21 protein-coding genes and 1 pseudogene are annotated in these 21,922 nt (G+C 66.5%); 8 read left to right on the top strand and 14 right to left on the bottom strand.

Annotated elements, in window-relative coordinates:
- Position 1: 1 nt before the first annotated feature.
- The 3 genes from H289_RS0124650 to H289_RS0124660 all read right to left on the bottom strand — a co-directional run bounded on the left by H289_RS0124650 (position 2) and on the right by H289_RS0124660 (position 3,175).
- Entirely contained in the window at positions 2-1,906 is a 1,905-nt protein-coding gene (locus tag H289_RS0124650; protein ID WP_020103515.1) for a fumarate reductase/succinate dehydrogenase flavoprotein subunit, read from the bottom strand.
- Positions 1,907-1,968: 62 nt separating this feature from the next.
- Entirely contained in the window at positions 1,969-2,796 is an 828-nt protein-coding gene (gene sdhC / locus H289_RS0124655; protein ID WP_020103516.1) for a succinate dehydrogenase subunit SdhC, read from the bottom strand.
- A gap of 94 nt (positions 2,797-2,890) precedes the next feature.
- Positions 2,891-3,175 carry an Rv0250c family protein gene (locus H289_RS0124660; RefSeq protein ID WP_020103517.1) on the bottom strand — a complete coding sequence of 95 codons (285 nt, stop codon included), beginning with the start codon at positions 3,173-3,175 and terminating at the stop codon, positions 2,891-2,893.
- 145 nt (positions 3,176-3,320) lie between these two features.
- On the opposite strand from H289_RS0124660, the gene H289_RS0124665 reads away from it, so the two are divergent.
- From H289_RS0124665 to nirD, 4 genes are all read left to right on the top strand, one after another.
- Entirely contained in the window at positions 3,321-4,079 is a 759-nt protein-coding gene (locus tag H289_RS0124665; protein WP_029105699.1) for an isocitrate lyase/PEP mutase family protein, read from the top strand.
- A complete protein-coding gene (locus H289_RS0124670) occupies positions 4,070-4,342 on the top strand; it encodes a hypothetical protein (RefSeq protein WP_155944254.1) in 273 nt (90 codons plus the stop codon). The genes H289_RS0124665 and H289_RS0124670 overlap by 10 nt, the downstream gene beginning before the upstream one ends.
- 137 nt (positions 4,343-4,479) lie before the next feature.
- Complete coding sequence (gene nirB / locus H289_RS0124675; protein ID WP_020103520.1) at positions 4,480-6,996, top strand: nitrite reductase large subunit NirB; 2,517 nt, start codon at positions 4,480-4,482, stop codon at positions 6,994-6,996.
- A 13-nt stretch (positions 6,997-7,009) separates the two neighbouring features.
- Positions 7,010-7,399 (top strand): nitrite reductase small subunit NirD, encoded by a 390-nt coding sequence (gene nirD / locus H289_RS0124680; protein ID WP_020103521.1) that lies wholly within the window; start codon positions 7,010-7,012, stop codon positions 7,397-7,399.
- Between the two features lie 108 nt (positions 7,400-7,507).
- Here nirD and H289_RS31300 read toward each other — a convergent pair whose 3' ends face one another.
- From H289_RS31300 to H289_RS0124720, 8 genes are all read right to left on the bottom strand, one after another.
- Entirely contained in the window at positions 7,508-8,320 is an 813-nt protein-coding gene (locus H289_RS31300; protein ID WP_020103522.1) for a hypothetical protein, read from the bottom strand.
- A 65-nt stretch (positions 8,321-8,385) separates the two neighbouring features.
- Positions 8,386-9,069, bottom strand: coding sequence for a sirohydrochlorin chelatase (locus H289_RS0124690; RefSeq protein WP_020103523.1), 684 nt, complete (start codon positions 9,067-9,069; stop codon positions 8,386-8,388).
- On the bottom strand, positions 9,066-10,214 hold the full coding sequence (locus tag H289_RS0124695) for a uroporphyrinogen-III synthase (protein WP_020103524.1): 1,149 nt from the start codon (positions 10,212-10,214) through the stop codon (positions 9,066-9,068). The genes H289_RS0124690 and H289_RS0124695 overlap by 4 nt, the downstream gene beginning before the upstream one ends.
- 137 nt (positions 10,215-10,351) lie before the next feature.
- A complete protein-coding gene (locus tag H289_RS0124700; RefSeq protein WP_020103525.1) occupies positions 10,352-10,918 on the bottom strand; it encodes a GNAT family N-acetyltransferase in 567 nt (188 codons plus the stop codon).
- Positions 10,919-10,967: 49 nt separating this feature from the next.
- Positions 10,968-11,861, bottom strand: coding sequence for a 5-oxoprolinase/urea amidolyase family protein (locus H289_RS0124705; RefSeq protein ID WP_020103526.1), 894 nt, complete (start codon positions 11,859-11,861; stop codon positions 10,968-10,970).
- Positions 11,862-11,871: 10 nt separating this feature from the next.
- The gene (locus H289_RS0124710) at positions 11,872-12,534 is read right to left on the bottom strand and encodes a 5-oxoprolinase subunit B family protein (protein WP_020103527.1); all 663 of its coding nucleotides are present in this window, start codon (positions 12,532-12,534) and stop codon (positions 11,872-11,874) included.
- A 74-nt stretch (positions 12,535-12,608) separates the two neighbouring features.
- Positions 12,609-13,304, bottom strand: a complete 696-nt coding sequence (locus H289_RS0124715; protein WP_020103528.1) for a queuosine precursor transporter — start codon at positions 13,302-13,304, stop codon at positions 12,609-12,611.
- A 28-nt stretch (positions 13,305-13,332) separates the two neighbouring features.
- The gene (locus tag H289_RS0124720) at positions 13,333-14,322 is read right to left on the bottom strand and encodes an ABC transporter substrate-binding protein (protein WP_020103529.1); all 990 of its coding nucleotides are present in this window, start codon (positions 14,320-14,322) and stop codon (positions 13,333-13,335) included.
- A 476-nt stretch (positions 14,323-14,798) separates the two neighbouring features.
- On the opposite strand from H289_RS0124720, the gene H289_RS31305 reads away from it, so the two are divergent.
- Together H289_RS31305 and H289_RS0124730 are read left to right on the top strand one after the other, a co-directional pair.
- Positions 14,799-15,470 carry a hypothetical protein gene (locus H289_RS31305; protein WP_155944255.1) on the top strand — a complete coding sequence of 224 codons (672 nt, stop codon included), beginning with the start codon at positions 14,799-14,801 and terminating at the stop codon, positions 15,468-15,470.
- A gap of 164 nt (positions 15,471-15,634) precedes the next feature.
- Complete coding sequence (locus tag H289_RS0124730) at positions 15,635-16,051, top strand: DUF732 domain-containing protein (RefSeq protein WP_081633538.1); 417 nt, start codon at positions 15,635-15,637, stop codon at positions 16,049-16,051.
- Between the two features lie 13 nt (positions 16,052-16,064).
- On the opposite strand, the gene H289_RS0124735 is transcribed toward H289_RS0124730, so the two are convergent.
- Positions 16,065-17,123, bottom strand: coding sequence for a patatin-like phospholipase family protein (locus tag H289_RS0124735; protein WP_020103532.1), 1,059 nt, complete (start codon positions 17,121-17,123; stop codon positions 16,065-16,067).
- A gap of 328 nt (positions 17,124-17,451) precedes the next feature.
- On the opposite strand from H289_RS0124735, the pseudogene H289_RS0124740 reads away from it, so the two are divergent.
- Positions 17,452-18,183 (top strand): annotated as a pseudogene (locus tag H289_RS0124740) (L,D-transpeptidase); the annotation flags it as partial.
- 161 nt (positions 18,184-18,344) lie between these two features.
- Complete coding sequence (locus H289_RS0124745; RefSeq protein WP_131810278.1) at positions 18,345-18,566, top strand: hypothetical protein; 222 nt, start codon at positions 18,345-18,347, stop codon at positions 18,564-18,566.
- Between the two features lie 363 nt (positions 18,567-18,929).
- On the opposite strand, the gene H289_RS0124750 is transcribed toward H289_RS0124745, so the two are convergent.
- Positions 18,930-21,824 carry an MMPL/RND family transporter gene (locus tag H289_RS0124750; protein ID WP_020103535.1) on the bottom strand — a complete coding sequence of 965 codons (2,895 nt, stop codon included), beginning with the start codon at positions 21,822-21,824 and terminating at the stop codon, positions 18,930-18,932.
- The coding region (locus tag H289_RS32640) for an MmpS family transport accessory protein (protein ID WP_036421349.1) at positions 21,821-21,922 on the bottom strand (102 nt) is incomplete at its 5' end. The genes H289_RS32640 and H289_RS0124750, both read right to left, overlap by 4 nt.

A 21,922-nucleotide genomic window follows, 5' to 3' on the forward strand; every position in this document is an offset into this window, starting at 1 on the left:
GCTAGCTCCGTTCCGGATGGGCTGCCAATTCGGCGTCGGTGTAGTACTTCTCCAGCTCGGACAGCTCGAAGCAGGCGAGCAGCTCGGCGGGCATCGGCACCTGCTGTTCCGGGGTGACGGTGACGTCGGGGACGATCGGGTCGCCGCCGCCGGCACTGCACACCAGCAGGATGTTGCGCCAGTCGGCACTCATCTCCGGGTAGTCGTCGCGGGTGTGGCCGCCGCGGCTCTCGGTGCGGGCCAGCGCGGCCTTGGCCACACACTCGCTGACCAGCAGCATGTTCCGCATGTCGACGGCCAGGTGCCATCCCGGGTTGAACTGCCGGTGGCCCTCGACGGTGATGTTGTGCATCCGGCGCTTGAGCTCGTCGAGCTTGAGCAGTGCCTGCTCGATCTCTTCCTTGGTGCGGATGATGCCGACAAGGTCGTTCATCGCCTGTTGCAACTCGGTGTGCAGGGTGTAGGGGTTCTCCGCGCCGACGTGTTCGTCGAACGGCTCCAAGGCTTCCCGCGCCGCGGTGGTCAGTGCGTCATCGGAGACGACGGGCCGCGCCGACAGGGCCTTCACGTACTGCGCCGCCCCGAGGCCGGCCCGCCGGCCGAACACCAGCAGGTCGCTCAGCGAGTTACCGCCGAGCCGGTTCGAGCCGTGCATACCGCCCGAGCACTCGCCGGCCGCGAATAGGCCGGGCGTCCGCGCCGCGCCGGTGTCGGGATCGACCTCGATGCCGCCCATGACGTAGTGACAGGTCGGGCCGACCTCCATCTCGTCCTTGGTGATGTCGACCTCGGCCAGCTCCATGAACTGGTGGTACATCGACGGCAGGCGCTTCTTGATCTCCTCGGTGGGGATGCGCGAGGCGATGTCGAGGTAGACGCCGCCGTGCGGGGTGCCGCGACCGGCCTTGACCTCGGAGTTGATGGCGCGCGCCACCTCGTCACGCGGCAGCAGGTCAGGAGTGCGGCGTGCGGAGTCGTTGTCCTTGAGCCACTGGTCGGCTTCTTCCTCGGTCTCGGCGTACTGGCCCTTGAACACCGAGGGGATGTAGTCGAACATGAAGCGCTTGCCCTCGGAGTTCTTGAGGACTCCGCCGTCGCCGCGCACACCCTCGGTGACGAGGATGCCCTTCACCGACGGCGGCCAGACCATGCCCGTCGGGTGGAACTGGATGAACTCCATGTTGATCAGCGTCGCGCCGGCCCGCAGTGCCAGGGCGTGCCCGTCGCCGGTGTACTCCCAGGAGTTCGACGACACCTTGAACGACTTGCCGATGCCGCCGGTCGCCAGCACCACGGCGGGCGCCTCGAACAGCACGAACCGGCCCGACTCACGCCAGTAGCCGAACGCACCGGCGATGCGGTCGCCGTCCTTCACCAGCTCGGTGATGGTGCACTCGTGGAAGACCTTGATACGGGCCTCGTAGTCGCCGGTCTCCTTGAAGTCCTCCTGCTGCAGCGAGACGATCTTCTGCTGCATGGTGCGGATGATCTCCAGGCCGGTGCGGTCACCGACGTGCGCCAGACGCGGGTAGGTGTGGCCACCGAAGTTCCGCTGGCTGATGCGGCCGTCCTTGGTGCGGTCGAACAACGCGCCGTAGGTCTCCAGCTCCCACACGCGGTCCGGTGCCTCACGCGCGTGCAGCTCGGCCATGCGCCAGTTGTTCAGGAACTTGCCGCCGCGCATGGTGTCACCGAAGTGCACCTGCCAGCTGTCCTTGGAGTTCGCGTTGCGCATCGAGGCGGCGCAGCCGCCCTCGGCCATGACGGTGTGGGCCTTGCCGAACAACGACTTACACACCACCGCCACGCGCAGGCCCTGCTCCCGGGCTTCGATGACCGCACGCAACCCCGCCCCGCCGGCTCCGATTACGACGACGTCGTACTCGTGCCGTTCGAGTTCAGCCATGAAATAACTCCAAATTGTTGTGAACAGCGTTGAAAATCAAAAAGTTTCGTTGCCGACAAAACTCATCCGACAAACCTCGGGTCGCTGAACCACCCGGCCGACACCGCCATGACGTAGAAGTCGGTGAACATCAGGGTGCCGAGGGTGATCCACGCGTACAGCTTGTGGCGAGTATTGAGCTTGCTGACCTGGGTCCAGATCCAGTAGCGCACAGGGTGTTTCGAGAAGTGCTTGAGCCGGCCGCCGGTGACGTGCCGGCAGGAGTGGCAGGACACCGTGTAGACCCACAGCATGATGACGTTGCCCAGCAGGATGATGTTGCCGAGCCCGAAGCCGAAACCGCTGGGCGAGTGGAACGCGACGATGGCGTCGTAGGTGTTGATCACCGAGATGATGACCGCGATGTAGAAGAAGTACCGGTGGGTGTTCTGGATGATCAGCGGGAACCGCGTCTCACCGGTGTACTTGGCATGCGGTTCGGCGACGGCGCAGGCCGTCGGGGACTGCCACACCGTGCGGTAGTAGGCGCCGCGGTAGTAGTAGCAGGTCAGCCGGAACAGCAGCAGGAACGGCAAGGACAGCGCCGCGAACGGAATCAGCGACAGCGGTCCGTCGGCCGGCAGAATCTGGGGCCAGAACTCGCTGGCCGCACCGCACTTGACGCTCAGACACGGTGAGTAGAACGGCGTCAGATAGTGATAGTCCGCGACGTAGAAGTGGTCCCGTTGGAAGGCGCGCACCGTCGCGTAGATGACGAACGCGGCGAAACCCAGGTCGATGAGAATCGGGGATTTGAGCCAGTTATCGGTCCGCAGGGTGCGCTGCGGTATCTGCGCACGCGTGGGGGAGAAGACGCCGGTCCCGGGGCGGTTGGCGGCGGGTGCGCTCACGAAAGCATCCTCGATTTCGGTTGGGGGCAGGGCCTACCTATGAAGTTGTGGGACGGGCCGGTGATGGGCACGACGACCGTCGTGCCCAAGTCGGTCAGCCGCCGACGCCACCGTCGTGGTCGTTCCAGAATTCGCTGGAGTAGTCGTGGTCAGGGATCACGATCTTTTCCTTGGCGTGCTGGGTCTTGATGCCGCGGCTGAATTCCAGCTCTTCGATGTCGATGTCCAGCCGCTCGATGTCGACGGCCAGGCGCTCGGCGTCATTCGCGATGCGGCGGGTGGCGGGGGAGTCCCCGTATTTGGCGGCCAGCGAGCTGACGGACCGACGCAAATTGCCGATCAACTCGTGCAGTTCGGTGAGCTCAGTGGTGGTGGACATCGGGCGACCTCCTTGGGCTGAAGGGTGTCATAAATCACAGTACGACACCGGATGCTAGTCAGATCCGGAGATGAAAGTGAGACAGGTCACGTTTGTGGGCACGGTGTCGGCATGTCGTCGCAGTGGTGGTCGGTACGGTATGACCATGTCCGACGCGGTTCTGGCGCAGCGCGCCGAAGCACTATTGGCCCTGCACCAGCCGGGGAACCCGGTCGTCCTGCCGACCGTGTGGGACGCCTGGTCGGCGAAGCTGGCGGTGTCCGCCGGGTTCGTCGCGCTGACGGTCGGCAGCCACCCGGTCGCCGACTCGGTGGGCAAGCCCGACGGCGAAGGCATGTCGTTCGACGACCTCACCACGCGCGTCAGCCAGATCACCGCGGCAGTCGACGTGCCGGTGTCGGTCGACATCGAATCCGGTTACGGCGAGGCCCCGAGCCGCCTCATCTCCGGCCTGCTGGCCGCGGGCGCGGTGGGTCTCAACATCGAGGACACCGTGCACAAGGACGGCGGCCGCATCCGCGACGCCCAGGAGCACGCCGACCTGGTCGGTGAATTGCGCAGGGCGGCAGACGCTTCCGGGGTCCACGTCGTGATCAACGCGCGTACCGACCTGTTCCTGCGCCAGATCGGCGACGAGGCCGACCGCTACGAGCGCGCGGTGCAGCGGCTGAAGCTGTGCGCAGCGGCCGGCGCGGACTCCCTGTACCCGGTGGGCCGCCATGACGACGACACCTATCGCCGCCTGGCCGCCGACCTGCCGTTGCCGATCAACGCCATCGCGATCCCGGAGTCCGACGATCCCGCGTCCTTCGGCCCGTTGGGCGTCGGCCGCATCAGCTTCGGGCCGTTCCTGCAGCGCGCTCTCGGGACGGTGGCCGCCGATATTCTGGCGCGGTGGCAGTGAGCGACCCCGACGGCGCCGAGGAGAACTACGGGTTGTGGTGGGCCGCCGGCGTTGCCGCCGCGATCCTGCTGATCATCCTGATCTACCAGGTGATTCAGACGTCCGACGAGTCCGAGCAGCCGTCCGGTCCCGTCGGTGACTCCACAGTGCTGACGACGTATCCGACCAGCACCAAGCGGACGACGACGCGGACCACCACCACGACGACGATCTACAACCCGTACACCACCCCGACCACCGTCCCGCCCGCCGGCGTCGGCTAGTTCGGCGGACGTCAGCCCAGGTATATGACCGGGGTCACGCACTTCACCGGCGTTTGCCGACTGGTGTGAGAAGAGCGTGACGGTCGATTCACACGCGGCAACACAATTCGCAATATCGCCTCCCTACCTTTTGGGGCATGGACGCGAAGAACCTTGTGGTCGTTGGCCACGGAATGGTCGGGCACCGCCTGGTCGAGGCGCTGCGCTCGCGGGATGCCGCGGGCCAATGGCGCATCACCGTGCTGTCCGAAGAAGCGGACGCCGCGTATGACCGGGTGGGGCTGACGGGTTACACCGAGCACTGGGACCGGTCGAAGCTGGCGTTGCCTGGCAACGGGTATGACGGCGACGGCCTCGTCGACCTCGTGCTGGCCGACAAGGTCGGCGGTATCGACCGCGCCACCAAGACGGTGGTGACCGAGTCGGGTCGCGGCATCGCCTACGACAAGCTGGTGTTGGCCACGGGCTCTTACGCTTTCGTGCCGCCGGTGCCCGGTCACCAGCTCGACGGCTGCTTCGTCTACCGCACCCTGGACGACCTCGACGGCATCCGCGCCGCCATGCAGCGCTCGGCCGAACACGGCAACAACACCGGTGTGGTCATCGGTGGTGGCCTGCTGGGTCTGGAAGCGGCGAATGCGTTGCGCCAGTTCGGCATGCAGGCCCACATCGTCGAGCGGGCGCCCCGTCCGATGAACCAGCAGCTCGACGACGCCGGTGGTGCGCTGCTGGCCCGCATGATCGGCAAGCTGGGCATCTCGGTGCACCTGGACGTCGGCACAGACGCCATCGAGCCGCTCGACGAGGGCGTGCGCGTGCTGCTCAGCGACGGCACGCTGATCGACGCCGGCCTGGTCATCTTCGCCGCCGGTGTGCGTCCGCGCGACGAGCTGGCCCGTGACGCCGGTCTGGACATGGCCGAGCGTGGTGGCGTCCTGACGGACTTGTCCTGCGTGACAAGCGATCCTGACATCTACGCCGTCGGTGAGGTGGCCGCGGTCGAGGGCCGGTGCTACGGCCTGGTCGGTCCCGGTTACACCACCGCCGAGGTGGTCGCCGACCGCCTGCTCGGTGGCGCCGCCGAGTTCCCCGAGGCCGACATGTCGACCAAGCTGAAGCTGCTCGGCGTCGACGTCGCGAGTTTCGGTGACGCGCAGGGCGTTACGCCCGACTGCCTGGAGGTCGTCGTCAACGACCCGGTGAAGGAGACCTACGCCAAGCTGGTGCTGTCCGACGATGCCCAGACCCTGCTGGGTGGCATCCTGGTCGGCGACGCGTCGGCATACGGCGTGCTGCGCCCGATGGTCGGCGAGGCACTGCCCGGTGACCCACTGGCGCTCATCGCCCCGGCCGGATCCGGTGACGGCGCAGGAGCTCTCGGTGTGGGCGCCCTGCCGGACGCTGCGCAGATCTGCTCCTGCAACAACGTCACCAAGGGCGACCTGTGCGGTGCGATCGAAGGAGGTTGCTCCGACGTCGCCGGCCTGAAGGCCTGCACCAAGGCCGGCACCTCCTGTGGCTCCTGCGTTCCGCTGCTCAAACAGCTGCTGGAAGCGCAGGGCGTCGAGCAGTCCAAGGCGCTGTGCGAGCATTTCCCGCAGTCGCGGGCCGAACTCTTCGAGATCATCTCGGCCACCGAGATCCGGAAGTTCTCCGGGCTGATCGAGAAGTTCGGCACCGGAAAGGGTTGCGACATCTGCAAACCCGCCATCGCCTCGATCCTGGCGTCGACCAGCAGTGGCCACATCCTCGACGGCGAGCAGGCCGCGCTGCAGGACTCCAACGACCACTTCCTGGCCAACATCCAGAAGAACGGCAGCTACTCGGTGGTGCCGCGCGTCCCGGGTGGTGACATCACCCCGGAGCAGCTGATCCTGATCGGTGAGATCGCCAGGGACTTCGGGCTTTACACCAAGATCACCGGTGGCCAGCGGATCGACATGTTCGGTGCGCGCGTGGACCAGTTGCCGGAGATCTGGCGGCGTCTGGTCGACGGCGGCATGGAGTCCGGGCAGGCGTACGGCAAGTCGTTGCGCACCGTCAAGAGCTGCGTCGGCAGCGACTGGTGCCGCTACGGGCAACAGGATTCGGTACAGATGGCTATCGATCTGGAGCTGCGTTACCGCGGCCTGCGGTCGCCGCACAAGATCAAGATGGGCGTCTCCGGCTGTGCCCGGGAATGCGCCGAGGCCCGCGGCAAGGACGTCGGCGTCATCGCCACCGAGACCGGCTGGAACCTGTACGTCGGCGGCAACGGCGGCATGACGCCCGCCCACGCGCAGCTGCTGGCCGGTGACCTCGACGACGAGACCCTGGTTCGCTACATCGACCGGTTCCTGATGTTCTACATCCGCACCGCGGACCGGCTGCAGCGCACGGCGCCGTGGGTCGACCAGATGGGCCTGGACCACGTCCGTGACGTCGTGTGCAACGACTCTCTCGGTCTGGCAAGCGAATTCGAAGCCGCCATGGAACGGCACGTCGACGGCTACTCCTGCGAGTGGAAGGGCGTGCTGGACGACAAGGCCAAGCTGACCCAGTTCGTCTCGTTCGTCAACGCGCCTGACGTCGCCGACCCGACCATCGCGTTCACCGAGCGCAACGGCCGCAAGGTGCCGATCGGCATGCCCACCGTCCCGCCCGCCAAGAGCTGATCAGGAGGCCACGATGACTCTCAACGACCTGTCCGAAGTTGCTCAGTACCAAGACCGTTCGGAGTGGACCGCGGTCTGCTCGTACCACCGGCTGGTGCCCGGCCGCGGTGCCGGTGTGCTGCTGCCCGACGGCTCCCAGGCGGCGCTGTTCCGCCTGCATGATGGATCGCTCTACGCCGTCGGCAACATCGACCCGTTCTCCGGCGCTGCGGTGATGTCACGGGGCCTCGTCGGTGACCGGGCCGGCCGGGCCTGCGTGCAGAGCCCCATCAAGAAGCAGGCGTTCGCCCTGGATGACGGTGTCTGCCTTGATGATCCCTCGGTGCGCTTGCCTGTCTACCCCATCCGGGTGTGGGCCGGGCTGGTCGAGATCGGTCCGCTGGGCGTCGACGCAGCGGCTTAGCCGGGCTCGTTCTCCCCCGACAGTCTTCGTCCGGAGCCGTCAACAGAGCCACGAAAGTTGACGGCTCGGAATCGCATGTGGTGCAGACAGCGCCGACACGGCCGGCCGTCAGCGCGCGCAACTGTTGTCCTCGATGGTCTGCAACACCCAGTACGCCGTGAACTCGATGATCAGTGCGATCTCCGCGATCAGCACTGCGTGATTGAAGCCGTCGAGGCTCAGGTGCAGCACCACCACGGTCAGCAAGGTGGCGGCCATCAACAGTGAGATCGTCTGGTAGGCGCCGCGGTAACGACTTCCGCACGCCGGGGCGGTGCCGAACGCCGAGCTGAACACCGTCAGTACGATGGCGCCGAACATGACGGCCGCGGCAATGCCGTGGGCGTTGATCCGGAACCAGTCCGGTGCCACGATCAGCACCACGACGCCGGTCCCGAGCGCCGCGCGCTGTAGCCACCTCGCGGCGGAACCGACCATGGTGCCGGCCCGGTTGGGCCGGAACAACAACCACGACGCGGCACGTGAACCGGCAAGGATGACCGTGACCGTCCAGGCGTTGAACAGTACGGCCGAGCCGGTCTGTACTGCCACGGGATCAGCTGTGCCGCACTGCAGTACGGGTCGCGTGGTGGGGACGACGGCGATCACGAAGGCCAGTACCCCGGCCAGGTTGAGCAGGGTGTTCTCGGTGTCGCTGGCGCCCTGGTAAACGATGAGCATGGCGCCGATCGCGAACAGTGCGCCGATGAACACCGCGTGCGTGGTGGTGAAGTAGTAGGCGCTGATCGACGTCTGCCAACACGTGGCGTGCGCGCGCTCGACAGCCAGTGCCGCACCCAGCAGGACGGCCATGACCACCATGCCGCCACGGAGAAATCGGTAGGTGTCCAGCGCCACGTCATTGCCCGTCCGCTTGGCCATGCCTCCAGTATGGGCCGCGATGTCCCCCACAAATGGGCGGTACCCCTTGAGTTTCGGCCGAAAACCTAGGCGGCCAGTGACAACCGGGCCGTCCGGAACCGGTGCGCCACCAGCTTCGGGACACCGGGGTGCCGGCCCAGCGGGTCGGTCACGATATCGGCACCGCAGGTGTACAGCCGGTCCTGGAAGAGTCCGTCGGCCAAGAGGTATGACGCCACGGCGATGCGCTCGGCGCCACGCTTCCGCAGCCGGGCCACCACGTCGCCGACCCAGTGCGTGCCATTGATCGCGAACGCGAGCTCGACGCGGCTGCCCAGCGTCGCCGACAGCATGGCGCACGTCCGGCGCAGGTCGCCGGCAGCGCGCGGGTCTGAGGTGCCGGCAGCGGCCAGTACCACGGAATCCGATGGCCGCCAGCCTGATTCGATGAGCCGGTCGGCGAGCACCCGGACCATCGCGGTCGAGGGCCCGAGCGCCGGCGCCACTGTGACGTCCCGGTGGCCGCTTTCGGCGATACCTGCGGGAATGTCGTTGTGGACGTGGTAGCCCGACGACAGGAAGGCCGGAACGACGACGGCCGGGCCGGGCGGCAGCGCCGACAGCACCTCGGCCGGTGTGGGCCCGAGGACGTCGACGAACGCGGTGTGCACGCGGCGGTCCAACAGTCCGCTGACCTGCTCGGCCAGCTTGCCGATCATCGCGACACCCGAGCCCTTGCGGGTGCCGTGGGCAACGAGGACGGGGTTCATCGCGCACCTGCCGAGTAGTCGTCGACCGCCAGCCGGTAGCCGCGCTTCACCACGGTCGCGACGATCTCCTTGTCGCCCAACGTGGTTCGCAGGCGCAGCACCGCGGTCTCGACGGCATGGGTGTCCGACCCGCTGCCCGGCAACGCGGCCAGCAGTTCCTGCCGTGACACCACCGCACCCGGCCGCAGCGCCAGCGCCCGCACGATGGACATCCCGGCCGGCGAAAGGTCCTTGACGACACCGTCGACCACGACGCAGGTGCCGCGGATCTCGAGATCGTGTCCGGCTGCCCGCAGCTTCCGGGTCTGCAGCACGGGCAGCTCATCGGCGATGTGGCGCGCCAGCGCTCCCAGGCGCATGCGCTCGGGAGCGGATGTCGGCACCCCGAGCCGGGCCAGCGGCCGCGCTGTCACCGGCCCGACGCACATGGCGTGCACCGGGCCCCGAAACGCGTCCAGCACTTGCTCATTGACGCCGAGTTCGGTCGCGCGCATCAGCGTCGCCGCGACTGCGGGCGCCGAGGTGAAGCTGACGGCGTCGAGCCGGCGCTCGGCGATATCGCCGACCAGCGAGTCGAACGCACCGCCGGACGGCACCGGCTGCCACCGGTACACCCTGATGGGGACGACGTCGGCGCCGGCGCGGCGCAGCTCGTCGAGAAACTCGGGGAACGGGTCCCATTCATCGGTGGCGCCGTGCAGCTGAACGGCGATCCGCATGCCGGAGATGCCACCCTGCAGCAGGTAGCCCAGCACCTCGCGGGACGACTCGGAATCGGGCGACCATTCCTCGGGCAGGCCGGCCGCCCGCAGCGCGCCGGTGGCTTTGGGTCCGCGTGAGACGATCCGGGCGCGGCTGAGGGCATCGGTCAGTTCACTTGACAGGCCCCAGTCGTCGGCGGCGGACATCCAGCCGCGGAATCCGATGCCGGTCGTGGCGATCAGGACGTCGGGCGGCACTTCGAGTAGCGCCTGGGTATTCGTGCGGAGCTCGTCGTCGTCGGGCAGCGGGACCATCGAGATGGCGGGGGCAGCGATCACCGTCGCGCCGCGGCGGCGCAGCAGGGTGCACAGCTCATCGGCACGTCGTGCGGAAGTCACCGCCACCCGAAATCCGGTGAGCGGGGCCCGTTCGGGATCACTCATGCGTTCAGTGAAGGGACAGCGTGTTTCCGGCTGGTTACCCAGCCATTGCTCAGCGGTGTCGCCGCTCCGGAAAGGGTGACGTTTGTGTCACATGCAGGGCTGAACTGGGGTTTTGCGCGCAAAAACCTCACAAGCCTTCACCAGACGTCGCCGTCGCGCCAGTCACAGGTGATGTCGGCGGTGGTGTCGACCTCGACCGAAACCGGCAGCACGAACAGCGAATGGTCGTCTTCGGGCGTGCGATTGACACCGGCCGGCGCCAGCACGGACGTCGTGCCCCGCCACGGCAGCCAACCCCGCGCGGTGTAGATCGGCCGACCCGCGTCCGAGGAACTGAGTGCCCCGATCTCGTAGGCGCCGCGGACCACCTGCTCGACGGCGTCGAGGACCGCCGTCGCCAGCCCCTGGCCCCGCCAGTCCTCGCGGACCGCAACGGCTTCGACGTAACCGCACCGCAGGGCGGAGTTGCGGTAGATCAGCCGGCGCTGGACGACAGCGCCGTGCGCGATGATCGCGCCGTGCCGGCAGATCAACGCATGCATGCCACCCAGGCAGTGCTCCCAGTCGGCATCCGAGAAATCGCCGTCGTAGGCGTCGATGACCATCTGCCGCGCACCCTCGCGGGTCTCGGCATCGAGATCAGCGGTGTGGACCAACCGCGCCGTGTGAACGTTGTGTACGCGGGAGAGATCCGTGGGGTGCACCCCCTCGTTCTACCAGGATTGCGCAGCCCGCGCTGGTGCCTGCGCGGGTTCAGGCACCGAACGGTTGACGCGGCTTGGACCAGTGCATCCGCACGTGCTGTCCGGGCCGGATCTGCCCCACCTTGTCGATGTCGTGGTCGGCGACGACACCGATCACCGGGTACCCGCCGGTGACCGGATGGTCGGGGCCGAGAATCACCGGTAAACCGTTGGGCGGCACCTGGATTGCCCCCCGCGTGGCGCCCTCGCTGGGCAGCTGGCGGTCCGGCCAGCGGTGCTGCAGTGGCCGCCCGTTGAGGCGCATGCCGACGCGGTCGCTGCGATCGGTCACGACCCACTCGGTGTGCACCAGAGCGTCGGGGTCGACGAACCAGTCATCCCGCGGACCGGGGACCACCAGCAGTTCCAGCAGGTCCTCGGCGATGGCCGCCACGGGCGCCTGATCCAGCTCGGGGAACTCCGCGGGGTGCGCACCGATGGTCAGCAGGTCTCCGGCCTGCAGCGGCCGCGGGCCGATCGCCGACATGACGTCGTAGCTGCGGGAGCCGAGCACGGGGTCGACGACGAAGCCGCCGCGGACCGCGACGTAACTACGCAGACCGGTGCGGGGTGCACCCAGGGAGATCACCTCACCGTCGTGTGCGTAGTGGATGCTGTTGGTGCCGAACGGGATTCCGTTCGCGGAGGGGTCGGCGTCGGCGCCGGTGACGGCCACCGCCACGCCCTCTTTGCCGCCGCCGTGAACCCGGGCGGAGAAGCCGCCGAACGTCACCTCGATGGTGGCGCGGTCGTTCGGGTTGGCCACCAGCCGGTTGGCCAGCGTATGCGAGCGGCGATCGGCCGCGCCCGAGCGGCTGACACCCATGTGGGCCAGGCCGGGCCGGCCCAGATCCTCGACGAGCGCGAGCGGGCCGGTCTTCAGGATTTCGAGTGTTGCGGTCATGGTCGCGCTCCTAACCGATCGCCCGGAATTGCACGTGCATGCCCGGAACCAGCAACGCCGGCTGTTCCCGTTCGAGGTCCCACAGCGTGGCGTCGGTCCGGCCGATCAACTGCCAGCCGCCCGGGGTCTCGCGGGGGTAGACGCCGCCGAACTCCCCGGCGAGGGCCACCGAGCCCGCCGGCACGCGCGTGCGCGGCTCGCTGCGGCGCGGGACCTGGAGTCGCTCGTCGCCACCGACCAGATAGGCGAAGCCCGGCGTGAAGCCGCCGAACGCGACGCGCCACAGCGACCCGGTGTGTGCGGCGACCACCTCGTCCGGGGTCAGCCCGGTCAGCTTGGCGACCTCGTCGAGATCCATGCCGTCGTACACGACGTCGATGATCAAGTCGGGCTGCTGCGGGGCGCTGGCCTCGGCGTTGTCGATCTCCCCGAGGCGGAGCTTGGACAGCCGCTGCTCGGTGGGGATGCGATATCGCGGTGCGGCGAGCTTGACCAGGATGGTCCGCGATGCCGGGACGATGTCCAGGACACCGGGCAGGTTCGCCGCTTTCAGCGTGTCGGTCCACGCCAGGACCTCGGCGGTGCTGTTCAATTCCAGGAGCAGCGCCTGGTCGCCATAGTCGCGGACGGTGCCGAGCATCGTCGTGTCAACTTTGTCCACTGTGACGGTCATCACCCCAACCTACCCGCGGGTAGCCCGTAATTAACGCGTCCTTACGCACTCGCCAGAAGAGCCTTAATGAGCGCTCAGACAGCAAATTCGTACGTCGGTTCGCGGCGCTTGATGTAGCTGATCACCCGGTACGTCACCGGCAGGAAAACGATCTCGACGGCGGTCTTGTACAGCCAGCCCTGGCCGGTGTAGACGGCGAAGTCGTGGAAGGTGCTGATGCCGATGGCATTGGCGGCGATGGCGCAGAACACCAGCGTGTCACCGAGTTGCCCGGCGAACGTCGAGCCGACCAGGCGCGCCCACAGGTGCTTCTCCTTGGTGCGTTCCTTGATGGCCACCACGACCCACGCATTGATCGTCTGCCCGACGATGAAGCCGGCGAGCCCGGCGATGATCAGCTGCGTGTAGGAGTGCACGACGTTCTCGAAGTGCGCCTGGTTCGGGTAGAAGTCGGCGGCCGGCAGGTAGATCGTCGCCCAGAAGGTCAGGGCGGCAAGGATATTCATGGCGAAGCCGAGATAGATGGCCCGCCGCGCGGCCTTGAAGCCGTACACCTCCGACAACACGTCGCCGATGATGTAGGTGAGCGGGAAGACGATGAAGCCGCCGTCGGTGATGATCGGGCCGAAGGCCACGCCCTTGGTGGCGGTGACGTTGGAAATGATCACCAGGGCCGTGAACACCGCGATCAGGATCGGATAGTAGGCCGATCCGACTTGCGCGAAGCGGGCGTGCTGTTCGGGGCGCTCGGCGACGGTCACGTCGAACATCTTGGCAGGCAGGGCGGCGAGTGCAACCTCAGGCCAGCGCCGCGGTCAGCAGGGGTGGCAGCTGGTCGGCCACGGCGGGGTAGGACAGCACGGAGGCGAACGTGATGGCCGCGGACAGATCCTTGTTGGGGAAGACGATCCGGTTGGACTTGGCCTGGCTCAGTTGCGCGACGGTCGGGTCGGCCAGCACCGCGGGCCGCTGATCGTCGGCGTCGAGCGTCCAGATCAGCACGTCGGCGTCGCGGAAGGCCGTGGCGATCTGGTCGCGGGGCACGAAACCGTGTTGTCCCTTGGTGAACGAGTCCAGCCCGGCCGGGAGGGCGATGCCCATCTCGGTGAGGAAGTCGGTGCGCCAGCCCGCCGGTGTGATCTCGACGCCCGCGGCAGTCGGAAGACCGTTGACGATCAACATCTTTCGGCCCCCGAGCCGCGGGTTGGCCTGGCCGGCGCCGGCGAACTTGGCGTCGACACCGTCGATGAGTCGCTTCATGTCGTCGGCCTTGAAGACGGCCTGCCCGATGACGGTCGCCTGTTCCTTCCAGGGCTCGAAGAAGGCGTCCTGGCCGGACTGGGCGATCGTCGGGGCAATCGCCGACAGCTTCTTGTAGGTGTCGGCGTCCAATCCGGCGTTGGTGGCGATGATGAGGTCGGGCTTCAGCGCGGAAATCTTGTCCACCTGGATGCCGTCATTGAGGTTCAGGACGGCCGGCTGGGCCGGGCCGAGCGCGGGTAGGGCCCATGGCCACACGGCGAACGGCTGGTTTCCGAACCACTCGGTCACGGCGATCGGTACGACGCCGACGGCCAGCAGTTCGTCCTGCCCGGTGAGGCCGGCGCACACCACACTCTTCGGTGGTCCCGGAATGCGCGTGGATCCGAATGCGTGATTGATCGTGACCGACCCGTCGCCGGCGACGGTGCCCGAGGCCGGCGGCTTGGAGCATGCGGCGACCACCGCGGCACCGGCTGCACCGGCGGCCAGTGCCAGGAAACTACGGCGCGAGCGGATCGGGTGCACGTCGTGAGTCTTGCATCTGCCCCGCGAAATGGCGCTGCTAACACGCGACGCAACCGTGGTCGCGCGGGTGCGCCGCGCCTCGAAGCGGTGTGCGTCAGTGCCCGTGAGGCAGTTTGCCGACAACGTAAATATTGATGACGGGTGGCCGACGGGGTGACCGGAAACGAGAAGCATACCTTAGGTATGTACTTTATCTGACTATTAGCTGGATGTCGGTGTGTCATTAACCGGCCCACTTTTGGTGGCTGGGCCGTTTCGCCGGTTGGTGTCCAAAAAATAGCAGGTAAATACCAATATGTAACCGACGTTTCACGTGGGGCGCGTGGTCCAGACGTTACCTGTGAGTCGGCTCGCGACATTAGCGAGAACTGTCCAATGTCAGTCGTTTGACGTATCGTCGGGCCGCCCATTGCCGTGCTCTAATGAGGGTGTACGCCGGTCTTTGGCGGACAAGAGGGCTTTGCTGGGAGGCTGTAATGACGATCGATTCCAGTGGACTGCCCGTCCCGCGGCGACATACTCGGACCGAGGCGCGTCAGGGGGGCGGTTCGAAGCGGCCGGAACGCGTCGTGACCCGGCACCTCCCGGAATTGCTCGTCGGCATGCGGTGGTTGTTCGACACGGCCCAACCGGACGGCGCGATGGTGAGCGCGGGCGGTCAGATCGTGCGGTCCGGCCGGCGGACGCTGCGCTTCCGGCCCGCGGACTGGCAAGGCCACGCGGTAATCGAAATCGTCGGCCCGGCCGCCCCCGGCGACCCGTCACCGCGCGCCGAACTGGAGGCTTACGTCCAGGCCCTCGACGACATGGGTGAAGACGTGGTGGCCAGCTGGATCGGGCGCCGAGGCCAGGTGCGCAGCATCGCGCTGGCCCGCGCCGTGCATCCGACGCTTCGTGCCGCCGTCGAACGTTATGTGGCCGGCTGCGCCGAGCACCCCGGCCAGCAGTGCTCGTGTGGCCGCCGGGCCCGTGACTGCAGTGTGTCGCTGCGCGCGGTGGAGCGCTCAGTGGGCCGTCACCAGGTGGAGTTCGACGCGCTGGCCGGGCCGTGGCCCGACGCGCTCGACCCGTCAGGAGAGCTGGGTCTGGTCGCCGCCGGGGTGGTGCCGCAGCTCGCCGAACAAAATGTGGCCGGTAGCGCGGTCTGAGCGTTTCGCCGGTATTACGGCCATAGGTCGTTAAAGCTTCATTTCCCGTTCGGTTATCGCAATGCCCGAACAATCTTTATTATTCCGTTACGGACACTGCGGGGGCGGTGCCGGGCATTAATTGACGGAAGCGTCTTATATGGCGGTCGGGAGGTGTCGTTGCGATGACTGCGCGTGTGATCACCGGTCAGTTGTTGGCGGCTCTGGCGGTGGCTGCTCTAGGCATTTCTGCCCCCGCATCGGCTGATGTCGGAACGGGCCAGATGGCGGCCTGCGCCGAACGGGGTAATCCGCTCGACTGCGTGCCGACGAATGCCGCCGCCAATGCCGCGGAACTCGCCTATCTCACCGAGCTGCACGGCCGGATGCAGAGCAGCGATGCCGACCTACTCAAAACTGGGCGTCTGACCTGCAATATGTTCGTGTACGCCGGTCAGCCGACGGGTGATGCCGTGAACGACATCTCCAAATCCCTGAAGGTGAACAAGGCCTCCGCGACTTTCGTGATGGATATGGCGATGGTGCATCTGTGCCCGGGTCTGAACATCGGCGCCGACGGAGTACCGCGTCCCCGCTATTGAGGTGGCAGTGAATTCACGCCGAACCCGCGTGAAATCGATGTAGGTAAGCAGGCCAGTCCCAGGTATTCAGGAATTCGTTTGCGGCCGAGTAGCCGTTGTCATATAGCCTCTTCCGGTCAGCCTGGGAAATGTCGAAATTCAGGTAACCGATGCCGGCCGCGTCGACCACTATCGTGCGCGCCGCGACGGACGGCTGCCGCAGATAAGTCTGGTCATGACCGAGCAATGCGGTGTTGATGAGGTTCTCCAGGAGGTGCGGGGCACCGGGCAGATCAACGACCGGTGCCAGACCCGGGCCCGGGTCGCCGTCACCCTGGGCGGGTCGCTGGGCCGTCACGGTGATGCCGAAGCTGGGCCAGCGCGGGACCTTGCCGTCGGTGCGATCCAGCGAGTACATCGGAAAGTTCGACAGCAGGCCGCCGTCGATCAGCGTCGACGTCGTGCCCGAGGCGCTCGTGATCGTCACTGGCCGGAAGAAGAACGGGATGGCCATGGACGCGCTGACCGCGTCCGCGACGGACTGTTCGTCGGGGTCGAGGCCGTACATCCGGCGGTAGTCCCACGGCAGCCGGACCAGCGTGCCGCGCGTGATGTCGGCGACCGTGACGACCAGGCGGTAGCGCTGCTCCGGCGGCAGCTCGCGGTCGTCGAGCGCCAGATCGCCGAAAGTGCGGACGCCCAGATTGCGCAGCTCGCCGTCGACCCAGTCGTGAATGGCGTCGCCGCGGTACATCCCCTGGCCGCGGAAGGCCGTCCAGTACTTGCCGACCACCGGGATTCGGCTGGTGCCAACGGGATCCAGGAATTTGCGGTAGGGCAGCGACATCGCCAGCTCCCGGAGTTGGTCACCGCTGAGCTGGCACCCGGCCGGCTGGCGACGGTTCGCGGCGGCGATGACGGCGCCCACCAGGGACCCGGCCGACGTCCCGGAGACCCGGCTGACGCGGTAGCCCGCATCGCCGAGAGCGACGACGGAGCCGACCAATCCGATGGCCTTGACACCGCCGCCCGACAGCACCAGATCGGCGGTCTTGACCGGGACCGCGGGGGAGTCGTCGGGCCTGTGCACCATCGGTGACGATGCTAGGTGAACGCCTGCTATTCGCCTTGGACCGCAACGGATTGTGACGGCGGCGCGGGCTCTGGCGGCGGTGTGGCGCGCGTTACTCGGCCACTCAGCCGATTCTTAGGCGCAGACTAAGCCGCCCTCAGTACCCGTCCCTAATGTTGCTGGCACAACGAGGGATTCACCGGAGAGGGGGTGGCGAATGGAGCATCGGTACTGTGACCGCATGTTGGCGGCACGCGCGTTCGTAATAGCAATGTCCACGGTCCTTCTCGTCCCCACCGCGGTGGCATCCGCAGACGACGATGCGCCCCCGCCGGGGCCGCCGGTCTCGTTCACCATGACCTCCGGGGCGCCGATCCGAGACGGCGCCACCTACGGCGTCGGCACGGTGATCGTCGCGCACTTCGCCGGTCCGGTCGATGAGGCCGCCGCCGCGCGGGATCTGGTGGTAACCGCCAACCCGCCGGTGACCGGGTCGTGGCACTGGGTCAACAACACCACCGCGCACTGGCGTCCGCCGCAGTACTGGGCACCGGGCACCGTGGTGTCGGTGGCCGGGGGCCCGACGTTCAGCATCGGTGCATCCCACGTATCGATCGCCGACGACGCGACCAAGAAGGTCAGCGTGTACGACGGCGGCGCACTGGTGAAGACCATGCCGACGTCGATGGGTCGCGGCGGCACCGAGACCGTCAACGGCAAGACGCTCAGTTTCTGGACCCAACCTGGGGTTTACACCGTGCTCGACAAGAGCAATCCGGTGGTCATGGATTCGTCGACGTACGGCCTGCCGATCAACAACCACCTCGGGTACAAGGAGACCATCCCCTACGCGGTGCGCGTCAGTACCGATGGTGTGTACCTGCATCAGCTCGACGCGACGGTGTGGGCCCAGGGCAACACCAACACCAGTCATGGCTGTCTGAACCTGAACCACGACAACGCGCAGTGGTTCTACAACTTCTCCGTTCCCGGCGACGTGGTCGAGGTGCGGAACACCGGCGGCAAGCCTTTGCAGCTGTGGCAGAACGGCGACTGGAGTGTGCCGTGGGACCAATGGTGATAACGATGCGATCAAAGTTGAATCTCGGTCGCGTCGATGTGACGCACACCACAATGCATTAGGTACACTGGTCAGTGTCACGGCAAAAGGCCTAGTCACGACCGGTACTTAGCCGATAAAATTAGATAGCTGAAAATATCAGTTTGAGGTCAGGAGTGGTCGTGGGAGCAGTAGCGCATTTGCCGAACCAGTTCGAGTCGGCACAGCCGGCGGCGGACGCATCGTTGATGGACTTGCTGTCGACGTGTTCGGGCATCATCGAGTCGACCTTCGCCGACCGCATCCGCGAACTCGGTGGCACGGAGGCCGAAATCCACCAGCTGTCAGGTTCTGCGGCCTACGCGGTGTTCGCGTGGTCCACGGGCCGCGGCTTCGGCGCCTGATCCGGTAGACCGGTAGCGCCGCCGCGGTGCTACCAGGGGCCCGGCCGGCCCCGCCATTCCAACCCCTACTCACGCAGTGCCCGCCTCTGTGCGACAACCCCGTCGCGCAGAGGCGGGCATTTTGCGTCCATGGGTGATCCGGGCGCGTGGCACAGTGCGTGCGTTCGATCGCGAAGCAATCTGTCCCCGGTGATTGAACCCAGGGACCGCCGGCGGCCGGAACAGGTCCCTGGCTTCAGTCGGGGTGGCTGTCAGTGCCTCGTGGTTGAAACGATGTATCCGGGCCGGACGCGCAGAAGAGTCCGTAAACCAAAAACGCCGCGCTGAGAGGCGATCTCAGCGCGGCGCTTCGGGTACGACGGGTCAGACGGTCGCGTCGACCTTCTCGGCGGGGGTCGGCCACGGCACCGGTTTCGGGCGCTGACGCACGATCTGCGGCCACCAGAACCACTTGCCCATGAGGGCCGCGATCGACGGCATCATGAACGACCGGACGACCAGCGTGTCGAACAGCAGACCGAGGCCGATCGTGGTGCCCACCTGGCCGATGATGCGCAGCTCGCTGATGATCATCGACGACATGGTGAAGGCGAAGACCAGGCCGGCGTTGGTGACCACGGAACCGGTGCTGCCCATGGCCCGGATGATGCCGGTGTTCAGGCCGGCATGGATCTCTTCCTTGAACCGCGCCGCCAGCAGCAGGTTGTAGTCCGCGCCCACGGCCAACAGGATGATCACCGACATCGGTATCACCATCCAGTGCAACGGTAGGCCGATCAGGTACTGCCAGATCAGGATCGACATACCCAGCGACGCGCCCAGCGAGATCGCCACCGTCGCGACGATCACCGCGGCGGCCACCACGGCTCGCGTGATGATCAGCATGATGACGAAAATCAGTGCGAGAGCGGAGATTCCGGCGATCATCAGGTCGTAGTCGGAGCCCTCGGCCATGTCGCGGAAGGTTGCCGCGCTACCGGCCAGGTAGATCTTGGAACCCTCCAGCGGCGTGCCCTTGATGGCCTCCTTGGCGGCCAGCTTGATGGAGTCGATGTTCGAGATGCCTTCGGGCGTAAGCGGATTGCCCTCATGCTGCACGATGAACCGCACCGACTTGCCGTCCGGCGAGATGAAGTTCTTCATGCCCCGCTTGAAGTCGGCACTGTCGAAGGCCTCCGGCGGCAGGTAGAACGAGTCGTCGTTCTTCGACTTGTCGAAGGCCTCACCCATGGCGCTGGAGTTCTTCTGGCCCTCGGCCTGCTGATCCAGCTGCCCCTTCTGGGTGGCGTACATCATCTGCATGTACTTCTTCATGTTCTTCATGGTCTCGATCTGCGGGGGCATGACCGTGACCATCTGCTTCGTCAGCGCGGACATCTTGTCCATGTCCGGAACGACGGTCTGGAAGTCGTCCGTCATGGTGTCGATGCCGTCGAGGGTGTCGAACACCGAACGCATGGACCAGCAGACCGGGATGTCGTAGCAGTGCGGTTCCCAGTACAGGTAGTTGCGGATCGGCCGGAGGAAGTCGTCGAAATCGGAGATGTGATTGCGCAGATCTTCGATGTCGTACAGCATCCCGTGCATCTTGCCGACCATGCTGTCCATGACGGTCGACATCTGGACCGTGATGCCCTGCATCTTGGTCATGGTGTCGATGCTCACCTGGATGTCACCGATCTGCTTCTGCATATCGTTCATCATGTCCTGCTGGTACTTCTGGTTCATCACCTGCGTGGTGCTCTGCATGCCCAGCTGGAACGGGATGGTCGAGTGCTCGATGGGCGTGCCCTCGGGCCGGGTGATGGCCTGCACCTGAGCGATACCGGGAACGGCCACAACGGCTTTCGCGATCTTGTTGATCACGAGGAAGTCGGCCGGGTTACGCAGGTCGTGGTCGGTCTGGACCAGCAGGAGGTCAGGATTCATGCGGGCCGGGGAGAAGTGCCGGGTGGCGGCCGCATAACCCTCGTTGGACGTGAGGTCCGCGGGCATGTACTGACGGTCGTCGTAACTCGTCTTGTACCCGGGGATGGCGACGAGGCCGACCAACGCGATCGCGATCGTGGCGACCAGGATCGGGCCCGGCCAGCGGGTGATCGCGGCGCCGATCTTGCGCCAGCCGCGGACCCGCATCTCACGCTTGGGTTCGAGCGTCCGCCCCCACTTGGTGACGACGGTGATGAGGGCCGGCCCGAGGGACAGCGCGGCGAACACCACGGTGACCATGCCGATGGCCAGCGGGATGCCCAGCGTCTGGAAGTACGGCAGCCGGGTGAAGTGCAGGCAGTATGTCGCGCCGGCGATCGTCAGACCCGAACCGAGAATGACGTGCGCCGTGCCGTGATACATGTCGTAGTAGGCGTCCTCTTTGGACATCCCGGCGGTGCGCGCCTCTTGATATCGGCCGATCAGGAAGATGGCGTAGTCGGTCGCCGCCGCGATGGCCAGCATCGGCAGCAGGTTGGTGGCGAACGTCGAGAGGCCGATGATCTTGTAGTAGCCGAGCACGGCCACCAGGCCGCGCGCCGCGCCCACCAGTACCATCACGATGAACAGCTCGATCAGCACCGTCACGATCGAGCGGTACACCAGCAGCAGCATGATGATGATGACCGCGAACGAGACGGCCTCCATGACCTTCAAACTGCGGTCACCGGCGACGTTCATGTCGGAGGCCTGGGCGGCCGCACCGGTGATGTAGCTCTTCACGCCCGGGGGCGCGGGGACGCTCTTGAGGATCTTGTCGACGGTCTCGACGGACTCGTTGGCGAGCGATTCGCCCTGGTTACCGCGCAGGTAGACCTGCACGTAAGCGGACTTGCCGTCGGCGCTCTGGGAGCCCGACGCGGTCAGCGGGTCGCTCCAGAAATCCTGGACGTGCTCGACGTGCGCGGTGTCGGCCTGGAGCTTGGCGACGATCTGGTCGTAGTACGCGTGGGCGGCGGCATCCAGCGGCTGGTCGCCCTCGAGCACCACCATCGCCGAGCTGTCGGAGTCGAATTCCTTGAAGTCGGAGCCGACCTGCTTCATCGCGATCATCGAGGGCGCGTCGTGCGGCGACATCGAGACCGAGCGCATCTTGCCGACCTCGTCGAGCCCGGGGACGATCGTGCTGAGCATGACGACGATGCCGATCCACGCCAGGATGACGGGGATCGCGAGCGTGCGGATCACCCGCGGGATCAGCGGCCGGTGCGGGGCCTGTCCCGCCTTGGGAAACGAGTCGGTCGGGGTATCGAGGCTGTGGTTGCTCATGCAGATTTCACCAGGCAGAAGGTCTGGGCGTGCACGCCGGTGGAGGTTCGGGTGTCTTTGAGTTCGTCGTCGACGTGGACGGTGCAGGTGATGGAGTC

The organism is Mycobacterium sp. 360MFTsu5.1 (assembly GCF_000383495.1).
Lineage (GTDB): Bacteria > Actinomycetota > Actinomycetes > Mycobacteriales > Mycobacteriaceae > Mycobacterium > Mycobacterium mucogenicum_B.

Coding starts and splice junctions, on each gene's coding strand:
- H289_RS0124650 (WP_020103515.1), bottom strand. CDS start 1,906: ATGGCTGAACTCGAACGGCACGAGTACGACGTCGTCGTAATCGGAGCC.
- H289_RS0124660 (WP_020103517.1), bottom strand. CDS start 3,175: ATGTCCACCACCACTGAGCTCACCGAACTGCACGAGTTGATCGGCAAT.
- H289_RS0124665 (WP_029105699.1), top strand. CDS start 3,321: ATGTCCGACGCGGTTCTGGCGCAGCGCGCCGAAGCACTATTGGCCCTG.
- nirB (WP_020103520.1), top strand. CDS start 4,480: ATGGACGCGAAGAACCTTGTGGTCGTTGGCCACGGAATGGTCGGGCAC.
- nirD (WP_020103521.1), top strand. CDS start 7,010: ATGACTCTCAACGACCTGTCCGAAGTTGCTCAGTACCAAGACCGTTCG.
- H289_RS31300 (WP_020103522.1), bottom strand. CDS start 8,320: ATGGCCAAGCGGACGGGCAATGACGTGGCGCTGGACACCTACCGATTT.
- H289_RS0124690 (WP_020103523.1), bottom strand. CDS start 9,069: ATGAACCCCGTCCTCGTTGCCCACGGCACCCGCAAGGGCTCGGGTGTC.
- H289_RS0124695 (WP_020103524.1), bottom strand. CDS start 10,214: ATGAGTGATCCCGAACGGGCCCCGCTCACCGGATTTCGGGTGGCGGTG.
- H289_RS0124705 (WP_020103526.1), bottom strand. CDS start 11,861: ATGACCGCAACACTCGAAATCCTGAAGACCGGCCCGCTCGCGCTCGTC.
- H289_RS0124710 (WP_020103527.1), bottom strand. CDS start 12,534: ATGACCGTCACAGTGGACAAAGTTGACACGACGATGCTCGGCACCGTC.
- H289_RS0124715 (WP_020103528.1), bottom strand. CDS start 13,304: ATGTTCGACGTGACCGTCGCCGAGCGCCCCGAACAGCACGCCCGCTTC.
- H289_RS31305 (WP_155944255.1), top strand. CDS start 14,799: ATGACGATCGATTCCAGTGGACTGCCCGTCCCGCGGCGACATACTCGG.
- H289_RS0124730 (WP_081633538.1), top strand. CDS start 15,635: ATGACTGCGCGTGTGATCACCGGTCAGTTGTTGGCGGCTCTGGCGGTG.
- H289_RS0124735 (WP_020103532.1), bottom strand. CDS start 17,123: ATGGTGCACAGGCCCGACGACTCCCCCGCGGTCCCGGTCAAGACCGCC.
- H289_RS0124750 (WP_020103535.1), bottom strand. CDS start 21,824: ATGAGCAACCACAGCCTCGATACCCCGACCGACTCGTTTCCCAAGGCG.